Annotated in this window: 20 protein-coding genes; 15 read left to right on the top strand and 5 right to left on the bottom strand. The window is 58.9% G+C overall.

All coding sequences use genetic code 11. The features are described 5' to 3' along the window. The first annotated feature begins 2 nt into the window (after positions 1-2). From nqrF to sthA, 4 genes are all read left to right on the top strand, one after another. Positions 3-1,229 (top strand): NADH:ubiquinone reductase (Na(+)-transporting) subunit F, encoded by a 1,227-nt coding sequence (gene nqrF, locus D8779_RS19005; protein ID WP_136666084.1) that lies wholly within the window; start codon positions 3-5, stop codon positions 1,227-1,229. 3 nt (positions 1,230-1,232) lie between these two features. Beyond that, positions 1,233-2,258 carry an FAD:protein FMN transferase gene (locus D8779_RS19000; RefSeq protein ID WP_136666082.1) on the top strand — a complete coding sequence of 342 codons (1,026 nt, stop codon included), beginning with the start codon at positions 1,233-1,235 and terminating at the stop codon, positions 2,256-2,258. Continuing rightward, complete coding sequence (nqrM, locus tag D8779_RS18995; RefSeq protein WP_136666081.1) at positions 2,255-2,482, top strand: (Na+)-NQR maturation NqrM; 228 nt, start codon at positions 2,255-2,257, stop codon at positions 2,480-2,482. Before D8779_RS19000 ends, nqrM begins: the two co-directional genes overlap by 4 nt. A 122-nt stretch (positions 2,483-2,604) precedes the next feature. After that, positions 2,605-3,999, top strand: a complete 1,395-nt coding sequence (gene sthA / locus D8779_RS18990; protein ID WP_136666079.1) for a Si-specific NAD(P)(+) transhydrogenase — start codon at positions 2,605-2,607, stop codon at positions 3,997-3,999. A 155-nt stretch (positions 4,000-4,154) separates the two neighbouring features. On the opposite strand, the gene D8779_RS18985 is transcribed toward sthA, so the two are convergent. From D8779_RS18985 to D8779_RS18975, 3 genes are read right to left on the bottom strand one after another with little or no spacing between them, the layout of a single operon-like run. Next, positions 4,155-4,871: a glycerophosphodiester phosphodiesterase gene (locus tag D8779_RS18985; protein WP_136666077.1), complete on the bottom strand. Its 717-nt coding sequence runs from the start codon at positions 4,869-4,871 to the stop codon at positions 4,155-4,157. After that, complete coding sequence (locus D8779_RS18980; RefSeq protein ID WP_136666076.1) at positions 4,868-5,170, bottom strand: phosphodiesterase; 303 nt, start codon at positions 5,168-5,170, stop codon at positions 4,868-4,870. The genes D8779_RS18985 and D8779_RS18980 overlap by 4 nt, the downstream gene beginning before the upstream one ends. 18 nt (positions 5,171-5,188) lie before the next feature. Then, the gene (locus tag D8779_RS18975; protein ID WP_136666074.1) at positions 5,189-5,764 is read right to left on the bottom strand and encodes a PilZ domain-containing protein; all 576 of its coding nucleotides are present in this window, start codon (positions 5,762-5,764) and stop codon (positions 5,189-5,191) included. 95 nt (positions 5,765-5,859) lie between these two features. Between D8779_RS18975 and D8779_RS18970 the strand changes: the two genes are divergently transcribed. From D8779_RS18970 to D8779_RS18960, 3 genes are read left to right on the top strand one after another with little or no spacing between them, the layout of a single operon-like run. Next, the gene (locus D8779_RS18970) at positions 5,860-7,110 is read left to right on the top strand and encodes a lipoprotein-releasing ABC transporter permease subunit (RefSeq protein WP_136666072.1); all 1,251 of its coding nucleotides are present in this window, start codon (positions 5,860-5,862) and stop codon (positions 7,108-7,110) included. A gap of 22 nt (positions 7,111-7,132) precedes the next feature. Beyond that, on the top strand, positions 7,133-7,816 hold the full coding sequence (gene lolD / locus D8779_RS18965) for a lipoprotein-releasing ABC transporter ATP-binding protein LolD (RefSeq protein ID WP_167492603.1): 684 nt from the start codon (positions 7,133-7,135) through the stop codon (positions 7,814-7,816). Next, positions 7,816-9,060: a lipoprotein-releasing ABC transporter permease subunit gene (locus D8779_RS18960; RefSeq protein ID WP_136666069.1), complete on the top strand. Its 1,245-nt coding sequence runs from the start codon at positions 7,816-7,818 to the stop codon at positions 9,058-9,060. Before lolD ends, D8779_RS18960 begins: the two co-directional genes overlap by 1 nt. A 51-nt stretch (positions 9,061-9,111) precedes the next feature. On the opposite strand, the gene D8779_RS18955 is transcribed toward D8779_RS18960, so the two are convergent. Next, positions 9,112-9,645 carry a DUF2062 domain-containing protein gene (locus D8779_RS18955; protein WP_136666068.1) on the bottom strand — a complete coding sequence of 178 codons (534 nt, stop codon included), beginning with the start codon at positions 9,643-9,645 and terminating at the stop codon, positions 9,112-9,114. Positions 9,646-9,779: 134 nt separating this feature from the next. Between D8779_RS18955 and D8779_RS18950 the strand changes: the two genes are divergently transcribed. The 8 genes from D8779_RS18950 to murB all read left to right on the top strand — a co-directional run bounded on the left by D8779_RS18950 (position 9,780) and on the right by murB (position 16,639). Beyond that, the gene (locus D8779_RS18950; RefSeq protein ID WP_240789766.1) at positions 9,780-12,002 is read left to right on the top strand and encodes a DNA internalization-related competence protein ComEC/Rec2; all 2,223 of its coding nucleotides are present in this window, start codon (positions 9,780-9,782) and stop codon (positions 12,000-12,002) included. Between the two features lie 72 nt (positions 12,003-12,074). Continuing rightward, the gene (locus D8779_RS18945; RefSeq protein WP_136666066.1) at positions 12,075-12,707 is read left to right on the top strand and encodes a MotA/TolQ/ExbB proton channel family protein; all 633 of its coding nucleotides are present in this window, start codon (positions 12,075-12,077) and stop codon (positions 12,705-12,707) included. Next, on the top strand, positions 12,704-13,132 hold the full coding sequence (locus D8779_RS18940) for an ExbD/TolR family protein (protein ID WP_136666064.1): 429 nt from the start codon (positions 12,704-12,706) through the stop codon (positions 13,130-13,132). Before D8779_RS18945 ends, D8779_RS18940 begins: the two co-directional genes overlap by 4 nt. Positions 13,133-13,145: 13 nt before the next feature. Then, positions 13,146-14,147 carry a tetraacyldisaccharide 4'-kinase gene (gene lpxK / locus D8779_RS18935; RefSeq protein ID WP_136666062.1) on the top strand — a complete coding sequence of 334 codons (1,002 nt, stop codon included), beginning with the start codon at positions 13,146-13,148 and terminating at the stop codon, positions 14,145-14,147. Positions 14,148-14,208: 61 nt separating this feature from the next. After that, a complete protein-coding gene (locus D8779_RS18930; protein ID WP_090442371.1) occupies positions 14,209-14,394 on the top strand; it encodes a Trm112 family protein in 186 nt (61 codons plus the stop codon). Beyond that, complete coding sequence (kdsB, locus tag D8779_RS18925; RefSeq protein WP_136666060.1) at positions 14,395-15,159, top strand: 3-deoxy-manno-octulosonate cytidylyltransferase; 765 nt, start codon at positions 14,395-14,397, stop codon at positions 15,157-15,159. Next, positions 15,159-15,623 (top strand): low molecular weight protein-tyrosine-phosphatase, encoded by a 465-nt coding sequence (locus tag D8779_RS18920; RefSeq protein WP_136666058.1) that lies wholly within the window; start codon positions 15,159-15,161, stop codon positions 15,621-15,623. Before kdsB ends, D8779_RS18920 begins: the two co-directional genes overlap by 1 nt. Beyond that, on the top strand, positions 15,620-16,639 hold the full coding sequence (gene murB / locus D8779_RS18915; RefSeq protein ID WP_136666056.1) for a UDP-N-acetylmuramate dehydrogenase: 1,020 nt from the start codon (positions 15,620-15,622) through the stop codon (positions 16,637-16,639). The genes D8779_RS18920 and murB overlap by 4 nt, the downstream gene beginning before the upstream one ends. Before the next feature lie 103 nt (positions 16,640-16,742). Here murB and rne read toward each other — a convergent pair whose 3' ends face one another. Then, on the bottom strand, positions 16,743-19,805 hold the full coding sequence (gene rne, locus D8779_RS18910; RefSeq protein WP_136666054.1) for a ribonuclease E: 3,063 nt from the start codon (positions 19,803-19,805) through the stop codon (positions 16,743-16,745). Positions 19,806-19,977 lie beyond the last annotated feature (172 nt).

The following is a 19,977-nucleotide window of genomic DNA, read 5'->3' as shown; positions in this document are numbered from 1 at the left end:
AAATGATCAATGTAGAGATTTTCATCGCCATCGGCATGTTCACCGGCATTGTGCTGGCGTTGGTGCTGATCATTCTTGCGGCACGCGCCAAGCTGGTTTCCAGTGGCGACGTGAGCATCGAGATCAACGGCGAAAAAACCATTGTGGTACCGGCTGGCGGCAAGTTGCTGCAGACCCTGGCGGCCAACAATATCTTTCTGTCTTCGGCCTGCGGCGGCGGCGGTACCTGCGCCCAGTGCAAGTGCGTGGTCGAGCACGGCGGTGGTGAAATGCTGCCGACCGAAGAGGCCGCGTTCACCCGTCGCGAAGCCAAGGCTGGCTGGCGCTTGTCCTGCCAGACTCCGGTCAAGCAGGACATGAAGATCGAAGTGCCGGAAGAAGTCTTCGGCGTGAAGAAGTGGGAATGCACCGTTGAGTCCAACCCCAACGTGGCCACCTTCATCAAGGAGCTGACGCTGAAATTGCCGGAAGGCGAGAGCGTCGACTTCCGCGCCGGTGGTTATGTGCAGTTGGAGTGCCCGCCGCACGAAGTGCATTACAAGGACTTCGACATTCAGCCGGAATATCGTGGTGACTGGGACAAGTTCAACCAATGGAAGTACGTATCCAAGGTTGAAGAGACCGTTATCCGCGCTTATTCCATGGCCAACTACCCGGAAGAAGTCGGCCTGGTGAAGTTCAATATCCGTATTGCTTCGCCACCACCGGGCAAAGATGATTTGCCGCCGGGCAAGATGTCGTCCTATGTGTTCGGCCTCAAGCCGGGCGACAAAATCGACGTGTACGGCCCGTTTGGTGAGTTCTTCGCCAAAGAAACCGAAGCCGAGATGGTGTTTATCGGTGGTGGTGCCGGTATGGCGCCAATGCGCTCGCACATCTTCGACCAGCTCAAGCGTTTGAAGTCGACCCGTAAGATCAGCTTCTGGTATGGCGCACGCTCCATGCGTGAGGCCTTCTACAACGAAGAATATGATCAGTTGCAGGCCGAGAACCCGAACTTCAAGTGGCATCTGGCACTGTCTGACCCGCAACCGGAAGACAATTGGACAGGCCTAAAAGGCTTTATCCATAACGTGCTCTATGAAAACTACCTGAAGGACCACCCGGCTCCGGAGGAGTGTGAGTTCTACATGTGCGGCCCGCCCATGATGAACGCGGCAGTGATCAAGATGCTGGTCGACTTAGGTGTGGAGGAGGAGAACATCCTGCTCGACGACTTCGGCGGCTGATTTATGCTCTATGCGGTACTACGGCCCGTTATTGCTATCAGCTTGCTGGTAGCCCTAACGGGCTGCTTGGTTTCAGAGCGGGTAGAAGAGTTCGGCGGCCCGACGATGGGCAGCACCTATTCGATCAAGTATGTACACCGCTCGGATTCGCCAAGCCTCGACCTGCTAAAGAGTGAGACTGACGCCATCCTGGCTGAGATCGACCAGCAAATGTCGACCTACCGTGACGATTCCCTTATCGAGCAATTCAATCAGGCGCCGGTCGGCAGCTGTCAGGCCATGCCGAGCGCCGTGTTGGAATTGATCGAAGCAGGGCGGGTGCTTCATGAGCAAAGCCAGGGTGCTTTCGATTTGACCCTGGAGCCGTTGCTGAATCTTTGGGGTTTTGGGCCTAAGGCCCGGGCTGAGAAAGTCCCCACGGCTGAACAACTCGCGAGCGCTCGTGAGCGTATTGGTATGCAGCATGTGCGACGTGTCGGCGAGCAGCTATGTAAAGACGTCGACCTTCAAGTGGATTTCAACAGCATTGCCGCCGGCTATGCCGTAGATCGGGTGGTGCAACGTCTGACGGAGTTGGGCGTTAGTAGTTACCTGGTTGAAATTACCGGTGAACTCAAGGCCGCGGGGAAAAAGCCCGATGGTCAGCCGTGGCGCATCGGTCTGGAAGCGCCGCAAGAGGGCAAGCGGGTTGCCCAGCGGGTATTGGCGCTGGATGGTTATGGCGTTTCTACCTCGGGTGATTACCGTAATTACTTCGAGGAAAATGGACGGCGTTACTCGCACACCCTCGATCCATTGACCGGTGCACCCATTACCCACAGGTTAGCTGCGGTCACGGTGGTGGATAAATCGACCTTACGCGCCGATGGCTTGTCTACAGTGCTTATGGTGATGGGCACTGAGCGTGGCTTGGCATTTGCCGAGCAAATGGGGATTGCGGCATTTTTCGTGACCCGTGAAGGTGACGCCTTCGTCACACAGACAACGCAGGCTTTCGAGCAGCTATTTGCTGCAGGAGAAGAGCAATGACCTTTTTAGTGGTGTTTCTAGTCATGCTGTTGGTAGTCGGCATGATGGCTATCGGTGTGATCATGGGGGGCAAGCCCATCGCCGGCTCTTGCGGCGGTATTGCTAACCTTGGGATCGAGAAAGAATGTTCGATCTGCGGCGGTAGCCGTGAGAAGTGCGAAGAAATCAACAGTGAGTCGGCCCCTGATACAAGCGCTTTGGCCTACGACGCGACGAAGCGCTAATCGCCCTGCGGCCGCCCAAGGGCTAGGCTGCAGCAGATGCATTGATTGTCAGGCTGCGTGTGCAGTGCTGACCCTGCCGAGAGCACGGTACAAGTGCTCCGGTGTGATCCAAAGGAGTAAACATGGCGGTCTACAACTACGACGTAGTGGTGTTGGGTTCTGGCCCTGCAGGAGAAGGCGCGGCAATGAACGCGGCCAAGGCTGGGCGCAAGGTGGCCGTGGTCGACAGTCGCCGTGAAGTCGGCGGCAACTGCACGCACCTGGGCACCATCCCGTCCAAGGCATTGCGCCATTCGGTACGGCAGATCATGCAATTCAACACCAACCCGATGTTTCGCCAGATCGGCGAGCCACGCTGGTTCTCCTTCCCCGATGTGCTGAAAAGCGCCGAACGGGTAATCGCTAAGCAGGTCACTTCTCGTACTGGCTATTACGCGCGCAATCGCATCGACTTGTTTTTCGGCACCGGCAGTTTTGCCGATGAGCACACCATCGAAGTGGTCTGCTCCAATGGCGTGGTGGAAAAACTGGTGGCCAAGCAGATCGTCATTGCCACCGGTTCGCGGCCTTACCGCCCGGTGGACGTGGACTTCCAGCACCCGCGTGTCTACGACAGCGACACTATTCTCAGCTTGGGCCACACCCCGCGCCGCATCATCATCTACGGCGCCGGCGTGATTGGCTCTGAGTACGCCTCGATTTTCAGTGGCCTAGGCGTGTTGGTCGATCTGATCGATAACCGTGATCAGTTGCTGAGCTTCCTCGATGCGGAAATCTCCGACGCGCTGAGCTATCACCTGCGCAATAACAATGTGCTGATCCGCCACAACGAAGAATACGAGCGCGTTGAAGGGGTGGAGAACGGTGTGGTTCTGCACCTCAAGTCCGGTAAGAAAATCAAGGCTGACGCCTTTCTCTGGTGTAACGGCCGTACCGGTAACACCGACCAGCTGGGTTTGGAAAATATCGGCATCAAGGTCAACAGCCGTGGTCAGGTTGAAGTCGACGAGACTTACCGTACTGAGGTGCCGACCGTCTATGCCGCGGGCGATGTAATCGGCTGGCCGAGCCTGGCCAGTGCCGCTGCTGACCAAGGTCGTTCGGCTGCCGGCAGCATTGTTGACAATGGCAGCTGGCGTTTCGTCGATGACGTGCCGACCGGTATTTACACCATTCCCGAGATCAGCTCGATTGGTAAAACCGAGCGCGAGCTGACCCAGGCCAAGATTCCCTACGAAGTCGGCAAGGCGTTTTTCAAGGGCATGGCGCGGGCGCAGATTTCCCACGAACCGGTGGGCATGCTCAAGCTGCTGTTCCATCGCGAGACCCTGGAAGTCCTGGGCGTGCACTGCTTTGGTTATCAAGCTTCAGAGATCGTGCATATCGGCCAGGCGATCATGAACCAGAAGGGCGAGGCGAATAGCATCAAGTACTTCGTCAATACCACCTTCAACTACCCGACCATGGCGGAAGCCTATCGGGTAGCGGCGTTTGACGGCCTCAACCGGCTTTTTTGAGCGGCTCCGGCCGGTGGCCTGAGCCGGCCGGGGAGAACCCGTTCAGCGACTCCTGCGACTGGCGTTGGCCTAATCGCGAAAGTTTCTGATCAGGCTTAACGAAAAACCGGCCCTGGCGGCCGGTTTTTTTATGCATGAAGGTTGGGCTGAGGTATTCAGCTCAGTGTCTGTACGGCGATCCCCGGAAAGTCGGTGATGATGCTGTCCACACCGAAGTCCGCCAGGCGGCGCATCAGCGCCGGTTCGTTGACCGTCCACACCGATACATGCAGGCCGGCTTTCTGCGCTTTCAACAGGCGCTCCGGGGTGCACAGTGTCCAGTTCAACGCCAACAGATGGCAGCCGTAATGTTTGGCGACTTTCAGTGGGTCAAGCCAGGCGTTTTCAGCGACCAGGCCGCGCTGCAGATGCGGCGTCAGGTTTTGCAAGGCCCTCAGCACTTCCCGTGAGCTGGAAGTAACGGTGACTTTTTCCGCCAGGTTGTAGCGCGCGGCCAGTTCGGCAATGGCCTTGACCATGCGCGCGGAGCGAACCTTTGAGGCGCTTTTGACTTCCAGTTGCCAGTGCTCGAAATCGCACTGCTGGAATAACTCTTCCAGGCGCGGGATTGGGCAGGGGTTTACGGCGCCAGGCCCACCTTTGCGCGCATCAAGGGTCACCAGTTCGGCGGCAACATGCTCAACCACTTTGCCGCGGCGGCCTGTGGTGCGTTTGAGAGTCGGGTCGTGAATCACCATCAGCTCGCCATCACGCGACAGGTGCAGGTCCAATTCGCAGCGGTGAACACCATGCTGCAGGCATTGCTGGAAGCTGGCTAGGGTGTTTTCTGGGGCCTCGCCTTTGGCGCCGCGATGTCCGTAGATGACTGTCACTGTTGCTCCTTATTCGGCAGGGCTGCGCCAGGCTGATGATGGCGCACACTGTTGATCACATGGGTGTGCTCGAAGTAGACGCTGAACTCACGATAGTCCCAGCGGGTGATTGGCGGGTTACCAACGCTGGGATGCTCTTCATCGGCCAGGCCGAAGCGCTCCAGCACCGCACGTTGCGACTCACCGAGCTGTGGCAGGCGCAGCTCGCCGGCACCTTGCTGGCCGATAGGGATTTGCAAGGTATCGGCATGCGCGCCGACAGTTAGGAGTAGGGCGAGTAGCAGAAACAAGCGCGGCATGGCGGCTCACTATCAGGGTTACAGGGGCTGTTCGCGGGCCTGGCGGCGTTCCAGGGCCTGGCGTTGCAGGATATGCCGAGCCAACAACTGACGTTGTGCGTCGGTGAGGGCTTCGAACTCTGCGCCAATCTCGAATTGTTGCGATGGCAGCTGCTGGCAATGCACCACTTTGGCCCGCAGCAGCAGGCCTAGGGCTTGTGGCATCAGCACCATCTTCAGAGCCAGGTGCGCACCGAGGCTGACAGGCTGGGCGTTATTGAAGCTGACGCCACCCTCGGACAGGCTGACTTTGCGCGGTGTACCAATATCGCGCAGCAGGCTTTGCGCAACGGCCTGGCCGAGCAAGTCGATACGCTTGTTCATTACCTTAAGGTAATTGGCCAATGTGCGATCGCGCTCCGTTATGTGCCGCAGCAAGTGCTGCGACTCGAAGTCCATCAGGTGTAGATCGCTAAGCAGGTTGAACAACGGCGAGTTGTCGTGAAGCTCATCACTGGCAAGGGCTTCTGGGCCCGAGAGCAGGGTGAATTCCAGTGCGATCGTATCGTCGATACGATAGTATTCGCGGCGATCATCTTCATCTTGAGTCGGCATGGCGAACCCATGGCAGCAGTAGTGGTCAGAGTGTAAAGCTGCTCGCCTAGCCCCGCCACAAGGACGTTTCTTTTTCCCTCGAATCAGCCCCCGACATGTTCAGACCTCTGTTTGTATTTATAGGCACGCGTTACACGCGGGCCAAGCGTCGCAATCACTTCGTATCCTTTATTTCCCTGACCTCGATGATCGGGCTGGCGCTTGGTGTGCTGGTGATGATTCTGGTGCTGTCAGTGATGAACGGCTTCGATCATGAAATGCGCACCCGCGTGCTCGGCATGGTGCCGCACGCCACCGTCGAGAGCGCCACGCCGATCAAGGACTGGCGCAGCCTGGCCGACAAGGCGCAGAGCAACCCGCAAGTGCTGGCGGTTGCGCCGTTTAGCCAGATGCAGGGCTTGCTGACCAGCGATGGCAAGGTGCAGAAAGTGCTGATCAATGCTGTCGACCCGGTCGAAGAGGCCAAGGTATCGATCATCGGCAATTTCTTTCAGCAAGGCCGCCTTGAGGCGTTGCAGCCCGGCGAGTTCGGCATGGTGCTGGGTGACAAAGCTGCCGCCAAACTTGGAGTCAGCATGGGCGACAAGGTCACCTTTGTCGCCCCGGAAGTCACCGTCACCCCTGCGGGTATGTTTCCGCGCCTCAAGCGTTTTACGGTGGTCGGTATTTTTCATGTGGGCGCCGGCGAGATCGATGGGCATCTGGCGCTAACCCACGTGCAGGATCTGGCGCGCTTGCAGCGTTGGCAGCCCGATCACGTGCAAGGCATTCGCCTGAAGTTCGCTGATTTGTTCCAGGCCCCGCGTACGGCTTGGGCGTTGGCGCAAACCTTGGGCGAGGGCGATTACTACGCCCGTGACTGGACCCGCACCCATGGCAATCTCTATCAGGCGATTCGCATGGAGAAAGCCATGATTGGCCTGCTGTTGCTGCTGATCGTTGCAGTGGCCGCTTTCAATATTATTTCTACCCTAGTCATGGTGGTCACCGACAAGAAAGGTGACATCGCTATTCTGCGCACCCTTGGGGCGACGCCACGGCAGATCATGGCGATCTTTATGGTGCAAGGCACGGTGATCGGCGTGTTCGGCACCGCGATTGGTGCCGTACTGGGCTGCCTCGCGGCGCTGAACATCAGCAGCGCGATTGCCGGGCTGGAGCATCTGTTGGGCATCAAGTTTCTTAATGCCGATGTGTATTTCATCGATTATCTGCCCTCGCAACTCCAGCTGAACGACGTGTTGCTGGTTTGCGCTGCGGCGTTGATTCTAAGTTTCTTCGCCACCCTGTATCCGGCCTGGCGCGCAGCGCGCACCCAGCCTGCGGAGGCCCTGCGTTATGAATGATCAGGTTATGAGTGATTCGGTTATGCAAGATCGTGCAGTGTTGAGTTGTCGCAACCTCGGTAAAAGCTATGACGAGGGTCCGCAATCGGTGGTGGTGCTGCAGGACCTGCAGCTTGAACTGCACCCCGGCGAGCGTGTGGCGATTGTCGGCAGCTCTGGTTCAGGCAAGAGCACCTTGCTGAATATGCTCGGTGGGCTGGATACGCCGAGCACCGGTAGTGTCTGGCTGGCCGGCGAGGAGTTGTCTGCGCTAAATGAAAAGCAGCGCGGGCTGCTGCGAAACCGTGCCCTCGGCTTCGTTTATCAGTTTCACCATCTGCTGCCAGAGTTCACCGCACTGGAGAACGTGTGCATGCCATTGCTGATTGGCCGTACGCCGATCAGTGAGGCGCGCCAGCGCGCCAGCGCACTGCTGGAGCGGGTTGGTTTGGACCATCGCTTGGCGCATAAGCCATCGGAGCTTTCCGGTGGTGAGCGTCAGCGTGTGGCGATTGCCCGAGCGCTGGTCAATCAGCCGGGTCTGGTGCTGCTCGATGAGCCCACCGGCAACCTCGATCACCACACAGCGCAAGGCATTCAGGACCTGATGAAAGAGCTGAGCACGTCGTCGCAAACGGCCTTTCTGGTGGTCACTCACGACATGCAGCTGGCTCAGCAAATGGACCGCATCCTGCGTCTGGAAGACGGCAAGCTGGTGGCTGCCTGATGTTTCGTCCGCTGAGTATTTTTATCGGTATCCGCTATACCGGGGCCAAGCGGCGCAACCACTTTATTTCCTTTATCTCGATGACCTCGATGATTGGCCTGGCCCTGGGTGTGCTGGCCATGATCGTGGTGCTATCGGTGATGAATGGCTTCCAGAAGGAAATGAGCACGCGCATTCTCGGCATGGTGCCGCACGCCAGCATCGCCGGTATTAAGCCACTGGATGATTGGCAGCGGGTAGCTGACGCGGCAAAAAATAACCCGCAGGTACTGGCTGCCGTGCCGTTCGCAGAGCTGGAAGGGATGCTTTCAGTGCGCGGTGCCATGCAGCCGGTGCAGCTGCATGGTGTTGATCCGGCGTTGGAGCCGCAGGTGTCGATCATCGATCAGCATATGCAGCAAGGTCGCTTGAGCGACCTGCGCGAAGGTGAGTTCGGTGTGGTACTTGGCGAGATTACCGCTCGGCGCTTTCAGCTACGTGTGGGCGACAAACTCGCGCTGATCGTGCCGGAACTGAGCAGCGTGCCGGGCGGTATCAGCCCACGCATGCAGCGCTTGAATGTGGTGGGTATCTTCAAGGTGGGCGCCGAGCTGGACAGCTCGCTGGCCTTGATTCACGTCGCTGATGCGGCGCATATCCAGCGTATGCAGCCGGGTCAGGTGCAAAGTGTGCGCCTGAAGCTGAAGGATCTGTACCAGGCGCCGCAGGTGGCCACGCAGATTATCGGCGAGTTGGGCGCGGGTTATAACGCCACTGACTGGACCCTGACCCAGGGCAGTTTGTTCAGCGCGATGAAAATGGAAAAGACCATGATCGGTCTGCTCTTGCTGCTGATCGTCGCGGTGGCCGCGTTTAACATCATTGCCACGTTGATCATGGTGGTGGCAGACAAGGGCGCGGACATTGCCATCCTGCGAACGCTCGGTGCCACGCCGGGGCAAATCATGGGCATCTTTATGGTGCAGGGCACGGTTATTGGCGTTGTCGGCACGTTAATTGGTGCGGTGCTGGGCATTCTGGCTGCGCTCAATGTCAGCCAGTTGGTGGGTTGGATTGAGCGTTTGAGTGGGCAGCAGGTCATGAGCTCGGATGTCTACTTCATTAGCAATTTGCCATCGCAGTTGCTGCTCTCGGATGTTCTGTTGATCTGTGGGGCAGCCTTCAGCCTAAGCTTTCTCGCCACTGTCTATCCCTCCTGGCGTGCCGCGCAGATTCAACCCGCTGATGCGTTGCGTTACGAATAGGCTAATCTGCCTGAAATAAAAAAGCCGTTACTCAGTAACGGCTTTTTTATTTCAGTTTTGCGCGTCGTGTTGGCGGCGCTTTTCCTGGCGTTTGCGCCAGTTGTGCCGTACCCACCAGCGCCAATAAGCATTAGTGGCGAAGTAACCGATCAATGCCAGCGCTATGCCCAGTACAAATGAGCCCAACAGCAGCGGCTGCCAGTGGGTTTGCAAAACTTGGCCGACCCAGCGAAGGGTGATGTGATCAGGCATTTGCAGGGTAGGGGTGTTGATCAACCAGGCGCCAAACTTATAACTGCAATAGAACACGGGAGGCATGGTGATCGGGTTGGTCAACCATACCAAACCAATCGAGATCGGCAGGTTGGCCCGCAGTGGTATCGCCATCACAGCGGCGGCTGCCATTTGCATGGGCATAGGAATCATTGCCCAGAACAGGCCGATCGCCATGGCTCGGGAAACAGAATGGCGGTTGAGATGCCAGAGATTGGGGTCATGAATTAGGCTGCCCAGAAAGCGCAGGGATTTACTGCCCTTGATGCGGTCTGGGTTGGGCATGTAGCGCTTGAATAAACGACGCGGCATGAAGGCTCTCTGACGGGTAAAAGCGCCGACATTATGCACCCATTGATGGCAGCCTGCTTTCACACTTTGTGACAGCAAATATGCACAAGCTGCCCGGCAGGCTAAATGTTGTATCTGACTCATGGAGCGAGTCTATGCGTACAGGAATTTTGGCGCTGGTAATTGGGCTGTTGGTGCTGCGCTTTCTTCCGGCCCTGCCACCGTTCTGGCTTTTGGCTGTTCTGTCGGCAGCAGGCGTGATGCTATTGCCGTTTCGCAGTTATCCCATCGCCTTGTTGCTGTTTGGTTTCACTTGGGCCTGTGTATGCGCACAGTGGGCGCTGGATGATCGTCTGGCGCCGCAGCTAGATGCCCGTACCCTCTGGCTGCAAGGGCAGGTGGTCGGTCTGCCCGAGGTGACTGATGGAGTGGTGCGTTTCCAAATTGAACAGGCGGTTTCACGTCGCGATAAATTGCCGGACCGATTGCGCCTGTCTTGGTATGGCGGGCCTGCTATACGTGCGGGGGAGACTTGGCGTTTAGCGGTAAGGCTTAAGCGCCCTCATGGTTTAGTCAACCCTCAAGCATTTGATTACGAAGCTTGGCTGTTGGCGCAACGCATTGGCGCGACGGGTACGGTGAAAAGTGGCGAGCTGCTTACACCTGCAAGCGGTGCCGGTGCATGGCGTGACCGCGTGCGTCAGCGCGTTTTGGCAACCCCTGCGCATGGCCGTGCAGGGGCGTTGGCCGCTTTGGTGCTAGGTGATGACTCAGGGTTGTCGGCAACGGACTGGCAGGTGCTGCAAAACACCGGCACGGTGCACCTAATGGTGATTTCCGGCCAGCATATCGGTCTTTTGGCGACACTTTTGTATGGCCTTGTCGCCGGACTGGCGCGCCTAGGTGTGTGGCCGCGTGGCTGGCCCTGGCTGCCCTGTGCTTGCGTATTGGCCTGTGCGGGTGCACTGGTTTATGGGTTGTTGGCCGGGTTCGAGGTGCCTGTGCAGCGTGCGTGCGCGATGGTGGCTCTGGTATTGCTCTGGCGCTGGCGCTTTCGTCATCTTGGCGTGTGGTTACCCTTATTGTTGGCATTGCTGGCGGTGTTGCTGTGGGAGCCACTGGCCAGTTTGCAGCCAGGATTCTGGTTGTCATTTGGCGCTGTGCTGCTTTTGATTCTGATTTTTAGTGGCCGGTTGGGCGCCTGGTCTTGGTGGGGAACCTTGCTGCGCGCGCAATGGGCCATGGCCATTGGTTTGTTGCCGTTACTCTTAGCGCTTGGCTTGCCGGTAAGTGCCAGTGGGCCATTGGCTAATTTGGTTGCCGTACCTGTAGTGGGTCTGCTGATCGTGCCCTTAGCATTGCTCGGTACGCTATTGCTGCCCGTGGCTGGGGTCGGTGCTGCGTTGCTTGAGGGTGCTGGCTGGTTGTTGCATCTGCTGTTCACGCTACTCACGCAACTGGCCTGGTGGCTGCCGGCATGGTTACCCAGTGCTTTGCCATTTTGGGCCTGGCTGCTGGTGTCGGTTGGGGCGCTGGTATTGCTCCTGCCTGCTGCTCTGCCAGTGCGCAGTCTGGGTGTGTTGATGCTGTTGCCTGTGTTGTTCTCTGCGCAGCTACGACCTGAGTATGGGCGGGCGGAGGTGTGGATGCTGGATGTGGGTCAAGGGCTGGCAGTGCTAGTACGGACCCAGGGGCACGAGCTGTTGTATGACGCCGGTCCACGCTTTGGCGAGTTTGATACCGGCGAGCGAGTCGTGTTGCCGTCCTTGCGCGCATTAGATGTGCGCGGGCTCGACCTGCTATTGCTGAGCCATGCCGATAACGATCATGCCGGGGGTGGCGTCGCAGTCTCGCGAGGTTTACCGACCCTGCGCGTGCTCAGTGGCGAGCCTGATAAATTGGCGCCTTCGTTAGAGGCTCAGTCGTGCAGTCGTACTCATTGGCGGTGGGAAGGCGTGCGCTTCAGCACCTGGCTATGGACTGACGCCACCAATGGCAATCAGGCGTCCTGCGTGTTGCGTGTCGAGGCCAATGGTGAGCGCTTGTGGCTGACAGGGGATATAGACAGCCAGGCTGAGCGGGCCCTGTTAAGCAGCGGTCTGTCGATGCCGGCACACTGGTTGTTGGCCCCCCATCATGGCAGCCGCAGCTCATCGTCCACCTCGTTGCTGGCGCAGGTTAAACCATCGTCGGTGTTGATTTCCCGCGGTGCGCACAACACTTTTGGGCATCCTCATGCCGAGGTGGTCGCCCGTTACCGAGCGCAGGGCGCGCGTCTGTACGACACTGCGTTGCACGGTGCGGTGCGGATTCACTTAGGTGCATTCGAGCAGGCGCAGGGTTTGCGTGACCATGCACGCTTTTGGCGGGAAAAATGAGAACGGCGGCGGTCGGCGACGTCGCGACCCTATGCTAGAGTGGCGCCACTTTTGTGAAGGGGATTTGCCACCGTGTGGGAACTGGTAAAAGCTGGCGGCTGGATGATGCTGCCGATCATTCTGTGTTCTATCGCTGCGGCCGGCATCATTGCCGAACGCCTCTGGACGCTGCGGCCGAGCCGCATCACCCCACCCAACCTGCTGGGGCAGGTATGGAAGTGGATCAAAGATAAAAAACTGAATAACCAGAAGCTCAAGGAGCTGCGCGCCAACTCGCCGTTGGGGCAGATTCTTGCCGCAGGGTTGGCCAACTCCAAGCATGGTCGCGAGATCATGAAAGAGTGCATTCAGGAGGCCGCCGCCCGGGTCATTCACGACCTAGAGCGCTACCTCAATGCCTTGGGCACTATCGCTGGTATTGCACCACTGCTGGGTTTGCTCGGCACTGTGCTGGGCATGATCGAGATTTTCAGCTCCTTTATGGGCTCGGGCATGGCCAACGCAGCATTGCTGGCGGGCGGTATTTCCAAGGCGCTGATCACCACCGCAGCGGGTTTGATGGTGGCTATTCCAACACTGTTCTTCCACCGTTACCTGCAGCGCCGGGTTGATGAGCTGGTTGTGGGCATGGAGCAGGAAGCCATTCGCTTGGTCGAGGTGGTACAGGGCGACCGTGATGTCGACATGGGCGAGGATAAGGCGTGAAATTCCGGCGCAAACCGCGGGAGAACGTCGAGATCAACCTGGCCTCGTTGATCGACGTAGTATTTATCCTGCTGCTGTTCTTTGTGGTCACCACAACCTTTACCCGGGAGACCCAGCTCAAGGTCGATCTACCGGAAGCGGCCAGTGGCACGCCGCCGGAACAGACAGAACTGAAACAGCTGGAAATTCTAATCGCCGCTGATGGCAGTTATTCGCTGAATGCCAAGCAGTTGCTGAAAAGTGATCTGCCAAGCCTGATGGCGGCGCTGCAGAAAGAATCGGAGGGCGATAACAGCCTGCCACTGATCATCAGTGCCGATGCCAAGGCGCAACATCAGGCGGTGATTACCGCTATGGATGCGGCCGGTAAGCTGGGGTTTGCCCACCTGCGTATGACCACCATTGAGGCGCAAGCCGCGCCTTGAGGCTTGCCTGCTGATGAGCCTGTCTGCCCGCATTACTGCTGCCTGGTACGCCGGTCATCCGGCGCTCGGCCTGCTGCGTCCACTGGAGTGGCTCTATCGCACAGTGGTGCAGCGCAAGCGAGCGCGTTTTCTGGCGGGTGAAGGCGATATCTACCGTGCTCCCGTGCCGGTGGTGGTGGTAGGCAATATCACCGTCGGCGGCACGGGTAAGACGCCGATGATTCTCTGGTTAATTGAGCATTGCCGCCGCCAGGGCTTGCGCGTGGGCGTGGTCAGTCGCGGCTATGGCGCGCAGCCGCCACAGCTGCCCTGGCGCGTACAGGTCGATCAGACGGCCAGCGTGGCCGGCGATGAACCCTTGCTGATTGTGCAGCGCAGTGGCGTGCCGTTGATGATTGATCCTGATCGTGGTCGCGCCGTGGCGGCTTTGTTGGCGGCCGAGCCGCTGGACCTGATTCTCAGTGACGACGGCCTGCAGCACTACCGTCTGGCCCGTGACCTGGAGTTGGTATTGATTGATGCTGCTCGCGGCCTGGGTAACCAGCATTGCTTGCCTGCCGGGCCGTTGCGCGAGCCGCTCGAGCGTCTACAGAGCGTGGACGCGTTGCTTTATAACGGCGCAACCCATGACCCGCAGGCCGGTTATGGCTTTACCTTGCGGCCGCGCACCTTGGTTAACTTGCGCAGTGGTGAGCAGCGCCCGATAAGCCACTTCCCCCCAGGCCAGAGCCTGCATGCGGTCGCCGGTATCGGTAATCCGCAGCGTTTCTTCAGCACCCTCGAAGGGCTACACTGGCGCCCTGTTACGCATGTCTTTGCCGATCATGCGGCGTACAGCGCCGAGCTACTGAACTTCAGCCCGGCACTGCCGCTGGTGATGACGGAAAAGGATGCGGTCAAGTGCCGTGCCTTTGCGGCTGATGATTGGTGGTACCTGGCGGTGGATGCTGAGCCTTCGGCTGCATTTGTTGCCTGGTTTGATCAGCAATTACAGCGTCTTGTGCCGCGCGCCTGACCGCCCTGATTATTCGGCGGTCTCGTTCGCCCCAGCAGCTGCTTCCTCTCAAGGATCTCCCATGGACCCGAAACTACTCGACATTCTCGCCTGCCCATTGTGCAAAGGCCCGCTGAAGCTCGCCGCTGATAAGAGCGAGCTGATCTGCAAGGCCGACGCATTGGCTTTTCCGGTTCGCGATGGCATCCCAGTGATGCTGGAAAGCGAAGCACGTACCCTCAATGTTGACGAGCGTCTGGACAAGTAAATGAGCATTGTCTTTACCGTTGTGATTCCGGCGCGCTTCGCCTCCAGTCGCCTGCCGGGCAAGCCGCTGCAGGACATTGCCGGCAAGCCGATGATTCAGCATGTCTGGGAGCAGGCGTGCAAAAGCAGCGCGCAGCAGGTGGTAATCGCTACTGACGATGCGCGCATCGTTGAGGTCTGTCGCAGCTTTGGTGCGCAGGTGGTGCTGACCCGCATTGACCATAACTCGGGCACTGACCGTCTGGCTGAAGTGGCCACTGCACTGGGTCTGGCGGCTGATGCCATTGTGGTCAACGTGCAGGGCGACGAGCCGCTGATTCCGCCGGCGATCATTGATCAGGTAGCCGCCAATCTTGCCGCCAATCCGCAGGCGGCCATCGCCACCCTGGCTGAACCGATCGAGGATGTGCAAGCGCTATTCAATCCCAATGTGGTCAAGGTGGTCAGCGATAAAGCGGGCTTGGCCCTGACCTTCAGTCGTGCGCCGCTGGCCTGGGCGCGCGATGCCTTTGCCAAGAGCCGTGACGAGCTGCCTGCTGGCGTGCCGTACCGCCGCCATATCGGTATCTACGCCTACCGTGCGCAGTTTCTGCATGACTTCGTCAGCTGGGGTCCGTGCTGGCTGGAAGACACCGAGTGCCTGGAGCAGCTACGCGCGCTCTGGCATGGCGTGCGTATCCATGTCGCCGATGCGCTGCAAGCGCCGCCTGCCGGCGTTGATACGCCAGAAGACCTGGAGCGGGTTCGTCGCCTGCTGGGGGCCTGATGCGCGTTTTGTTCGTCTGCTTGGGCAATATCTGCCGCTCGCCCACGGCCGAAGGCGTGTTGCGCCACAAGCTGCGCGAGGCCGGGCTGGAAGGGCGCGTCGAGGTTGATTCGGCCGGCACCGGCGACTGGCATGTGGGCAAGGCGGCGGACATCCGCACACGTCAGGCCGCGCAGCAACGTGGTTATGACCTGTCTGCCCTGCGCGGTCGGCAGGTCAAGCCTGAGGACTTCCATGCCTTTGACCTGATTTTGGCCATGGATAACAGCAATTTTCATGACCTGCAGCAGCTGCGTCCGGGCAATGGTGCGGCCGAGTTGGATCTGTTCTTGCGCCGTTATCAGCTGGCGCTGGATGAAGTGCCAGACCCTTATTACGGTGGTGACGCCGGTTTTGCCCAGGTGCTGGATTTGATCGAACAAGCCTGTGATGCCCTGGTGCTCGAACTCAAGGGGCGTTTATGAGCTTGCAGGTGCGTACTCAGGTATCGCTGAAACCCTATAACAGCTTTGCCGTCGAGGCCCAGGCCAGCCATTTTGCCGAGGCCGAGAACGATCAGCAGGTGCGCGAAGCGCTGAGTTATGCGCAAACGCAGCAGTTGCCTCTGTTATTGCTCGGTGGCGGCAGTAATCTGCTGTTGACTGCCGACGTAGACGCACTGGTGTTGCGCATGGCCAGTCGCGGTATTCGCGTGCTCAGCGATGACTGCGAGCGTGTTGTGATCGAGGCAGAGGCGGGGGAGCCCTGGCATCCGTTTGTACAGTGGACGCTGGCACAGGGGTTCACTGGTTTGGAAAACCTCAGCTTGATTCCCGGCACTGTGGGCGCGGCTCCGGTGCAGAATATCGGTGCGTACGGCGTTGAGCTGAAGGATCTGTTTGCCGGTTTGACCGCCTTGGATCGGCACAGTGGCGAGCAGCGCGAGTTCTCTCTGCAGGACTGCGCCTTTGCCTACCGCGACAGCCTGTTCAAGCGCGAAAGCGGGCGTTGGGTCATCCTGCGGGTGCGCTTTGCCTTGAGTCGCGCTGCTGCGCTGCATCTGGACTACGGTCCGGTGCGTCAGCGTCTGCAAGAGCAGGGCATCAGTGCCCCGACGGCGCTGGATGTCAGCCAGGCCATCTGCGCCATTCGCAGCGAAAAATTGCCTGACCCGGTTGAGCTAGGCAATGCCGGTAGCTTCTTCAAGAACCCGTTGGTATCGAGTGAACTGGTGCAACGTTTGCGCGTCGAGTATGTCGATCTAGTGGCGTATGCCCAGGCCGACGGGCAGTTCAAACTGGCCGCGGGCTGGTTGATCGAGCGCGCGGGTTGGAAGGGCTTTCGTGAGGGTGATGCGGGTGTGCATCGTTTGCAGGCGCTGGTGCTGGTCAATTACGGCGCCGCCACGGGGGCGCAGTTGTTGACACTGGCGCAGCGTATTCAGGCGGATATCGCCCAGCGTTTTGCGGTTGAGTTGGAGATTGAGCCAAACGTGCTGTAAGGCTTTTGGGTGGCAGGCTGCAAACGATATTGTCGCGCTGTAATAAACGCTAGAACGCAAAAGGGGATGCCGAAGCATCCCCTTTTTTATTGCGTGAAGCGGATTAGATTTGCGGTTTGACCGCTTCTTTATCCTGCTCGTCAGCTTCTACTTCAGTAAACAGCGAGCTTTGCGGCTCCTTGCTTGCTTGGTCTTCTGCTTGCACTCCAGTCTCTGCCTTAGGCTCGACAACTTCGATGCTGGCAGGCGCTTCGGCAGCAGTCTCAACCACTGCTTCGGCAACCACTTCTGCTACTGGCTCTGCAGCTTCAACTTGTGGAGCGGCAACGGGTGCTTCGGCAGCTTCGCGAGCCTGGCGCTCGAGTTCACGCTGGCGGCGGCGCACTTCACGTGGATCGTTAGGTGCGCGACCGGTGCTGCTGGCGACTACCGCAGGTGCGGCTTCAACCACGGCAACTTCGGCAACTGGCTCAGCGACGGGCTCGGCAGGTGCTTCAACAACCTGGGCGACTGGAGCAGGTGTTTCTACAGCAGCAGGCGCTGGTGCAGCTTCACTCACTTCAACGGGTTGTACCGGCGCTTCGTTGGCTTCGACTACCGGGTTGCTTGCAGCTTCCACTGCAACTGTTTCAACAGCAGTTTGTGGTGCTTCACTTGCAACGGTTTCGCTTGGCTGCTCGGAAACAACTGGAGCGGCTTTGGCGGGCGCTTGGCTAGCTGCTTCTGCGCTGCTGATAACAGCGGCGGTCGCTGCTGCGACTACCACGTCATTGGTTTCTGCTGACCCTTCTGCGGCTTCTTCGCTGCCTTCGATCGGATTGCCGTTCGCGTCACTCTGACGCTCGCGGCGGTTGCTGCGACGACGCTGACCACGGGAGCGGCGACGTGGGCGATCGCCACCTTCGCTGTCGTCCTGCTCATCGTCCTGCAGCGCTTCTTCAGTATTGAGTACATCTTCGTCGGCTGCAGCAGCGGCCTGTTCAGCACGTGGCTGACGCTCTTCGCGTGGCTGACGTGGCTGGCGCGGTTCGCGTTGTGGGCGTTCGGCGCGAACTTCTTCAGTTGCTACAGCTGGGCTATCACCCTGTGCGGCATCCAGCGGCTCACGCAGTTCGCGCGGTTGGCGTTCTTCACGTGGCTTACGGTCACGCGGCTGACGCTCTTCGCGCGGTGGGCGCGACTGGCGTACTTCCTGCGGCTCGCGAACTTCTACGACGTCACGTGGGCTGCGCTCCTCACGTGGCGCGCGCTCTTCGCGCGGTGCGCGTTCTTCACGGGCAGCGCGAGGTTGACGCTCTTCGCGCGGTGCGCGTTCTTCACGTGGTGCACGTTCTTCGCGTGGCTTGCGGTCTTCGTTGTTGCGGCCGCCACGGCTGCGATTTTGCTGGCGACCGTTGCGGCGCTCATCGCTACGCTGAGGGCGTTCGCTGGTTTTCTTCTCGATGACGGCCGGTTTCTCTTCTTCCTTGGCCGCGAACAAGCTGACCAGCGACTTGACCAGACCTTTGAACAGGCTTGGCTCGGTGCTAGCTACAGGCTTAACGGCAACGGCTTCAACCGGGGTTGGCGCGGTGCGCTGTGGCGCGGTCTTGATAGCGGCTTCCTGGCGCACCAGGGTGCGGGTCGCGGCAGCCTGCTTTTCTTCTTCCACTTCAACCACGGCCATTTCATAGCTGGACTGAGTGGATTGAGCTTCTGGGCTGTCATCACGAATACGCTGCACTTCGAAGTGTGGCGTTTCCAGATGATCATTCGGGATGATTACAATGCGTGCGCGGCTACGCAGCTCAATCTTGGTGATCGAGTTGCGTTTTTCGTTGAGCAGGAAAGCAGCAACTGGAATTGGCACTTGGGCGCGAACTTCAGCGGTGCGGTCTTTCAGGGCTTCTTCTTCGATCAGGCGCAGGATCGCCAGCGACAGCGATTCGACGTCGCGGATGATGCCTTGGCCATTGCAGCGTGGGCAGACGATGCCGCTGCTTTCGCCGAGCGATGGACGCAGGCGCTGACGCGACATTTCCAGCAGGCCGAAACGTGAGATTCGGCCCACTTGAACGCGGGCACGGTCAGCTTCGAGGCTTTCGCGGACTTTTTCTTCGACGGCGCGCTGATTTTTCGCCGGGGTCATGTCGATAAAGTCGATGACGATTAGGCCGCCGATATCACGCAGACGCAGCTGGCGGGCGATTTCTTCAGCCGCTTCCAGGTTGGTTTGCAGGGCGGTTTCTTCGATGTCGCTGCCTTTGGTCGCACGCGCCGAGTTGATGTCGATGGACACCAAGGCTTCGGTCGGGTCGATCACGATGGAGCCGCCGGATGGCAGTTTCACTTCGCGCTGGAAGGCGGTTTCGATCTGGCTTTCGATCTGGAAGCGGTTGAACAGCGGTACGCTGTCTTCATACAGCTTGATCTTGCTGGCGTACTGCGGCATCACCTGATTGATAAAGCTCAGGGCTTCTTGTTGCGCCTCAATGCTATCGACCAGTACTTCGCCGATGTCCTGGCGCAGGTAGTCGCGGATGGCGCGGATGATCACGTTGCTTTCCTGGTAGATCAGGAAAGGCGCGGCGCGGTCCAGTGAGGCTTCTTTGATCGCAGTCCAGAGTTGCAGCAGGTAATCGAGGTCCCACTGCATTTCTTCGCTGGAGCGGCCCAGGCCGGCGGTGCGCACGATCAAGCCCATGTCGCTCGGGGCGATCAGGCCGTTCAGTGCTTCACGCAGTTCGTTGCGCTCTTCACCTTCAATACGACGCGAGATACCACCGGCGCGCGGGTTGTTTGGCATCAATACCAGGTAACGACCGGCCAAGCTGATGAAGGTGGTCAGGGCTGCGCCCTTGTTGCCACGCTCTTCTTTCTCGACCTGAACGATGACTTCCTGGCCTTCCTTGAGCACGTCTTTAATGTTGACGCGGCCTTCTGGGGCCTTGCTGAAGTATTCGCGGGAGATTTCTTTAAGCGGGAGGAAGCCGTGGCGGTCAGAGCCGAAATCAACAAAAGCGGCTTCGAGGCTAGGCTCTACGCGGGTGATTTTGCCTTTGTAGATGTTGGATTTTTTCTGCTCACGGGCACCGGACTCGATGTCCAGGTCGTAGAGTTTTTGCCCATCTACTAGGGCGACACGCAGCTCTTCAGGTTGAGTTGCGTTAATCAGCATTCTTTTCATGTAATACCGTCGGTTTCCGGTGCTGGCGGAAGCGGCGTTCGGCACACACGACTTCAGGGTCGGTGTTAGGTGCGTCAAGAACGGTCGTAAAGCGTTCCAGTGTCTAGCGGGATCAGCCTGTTTTGCTGGGCCGCGACGGACGTCTCCTGCTCGCTGTAAATAACAGAAAGCA

Source organism: Pseudomonas leptonychotis (assembly GCF_004920405.1).
Taxonomy (GTDB): Bacteria; Pseudomonadota; Gammaproteobacteria; order Pseudomonadales; family Pseudomonadaceae; genus Aquipseudomonas; species Aquipseudomonas leptonychotis.
The sequence above is the reverse complement of the archived record's forward strand: the minus strand, read 5'-3'. Positions and strand labels throughout refer to the sequence as shown.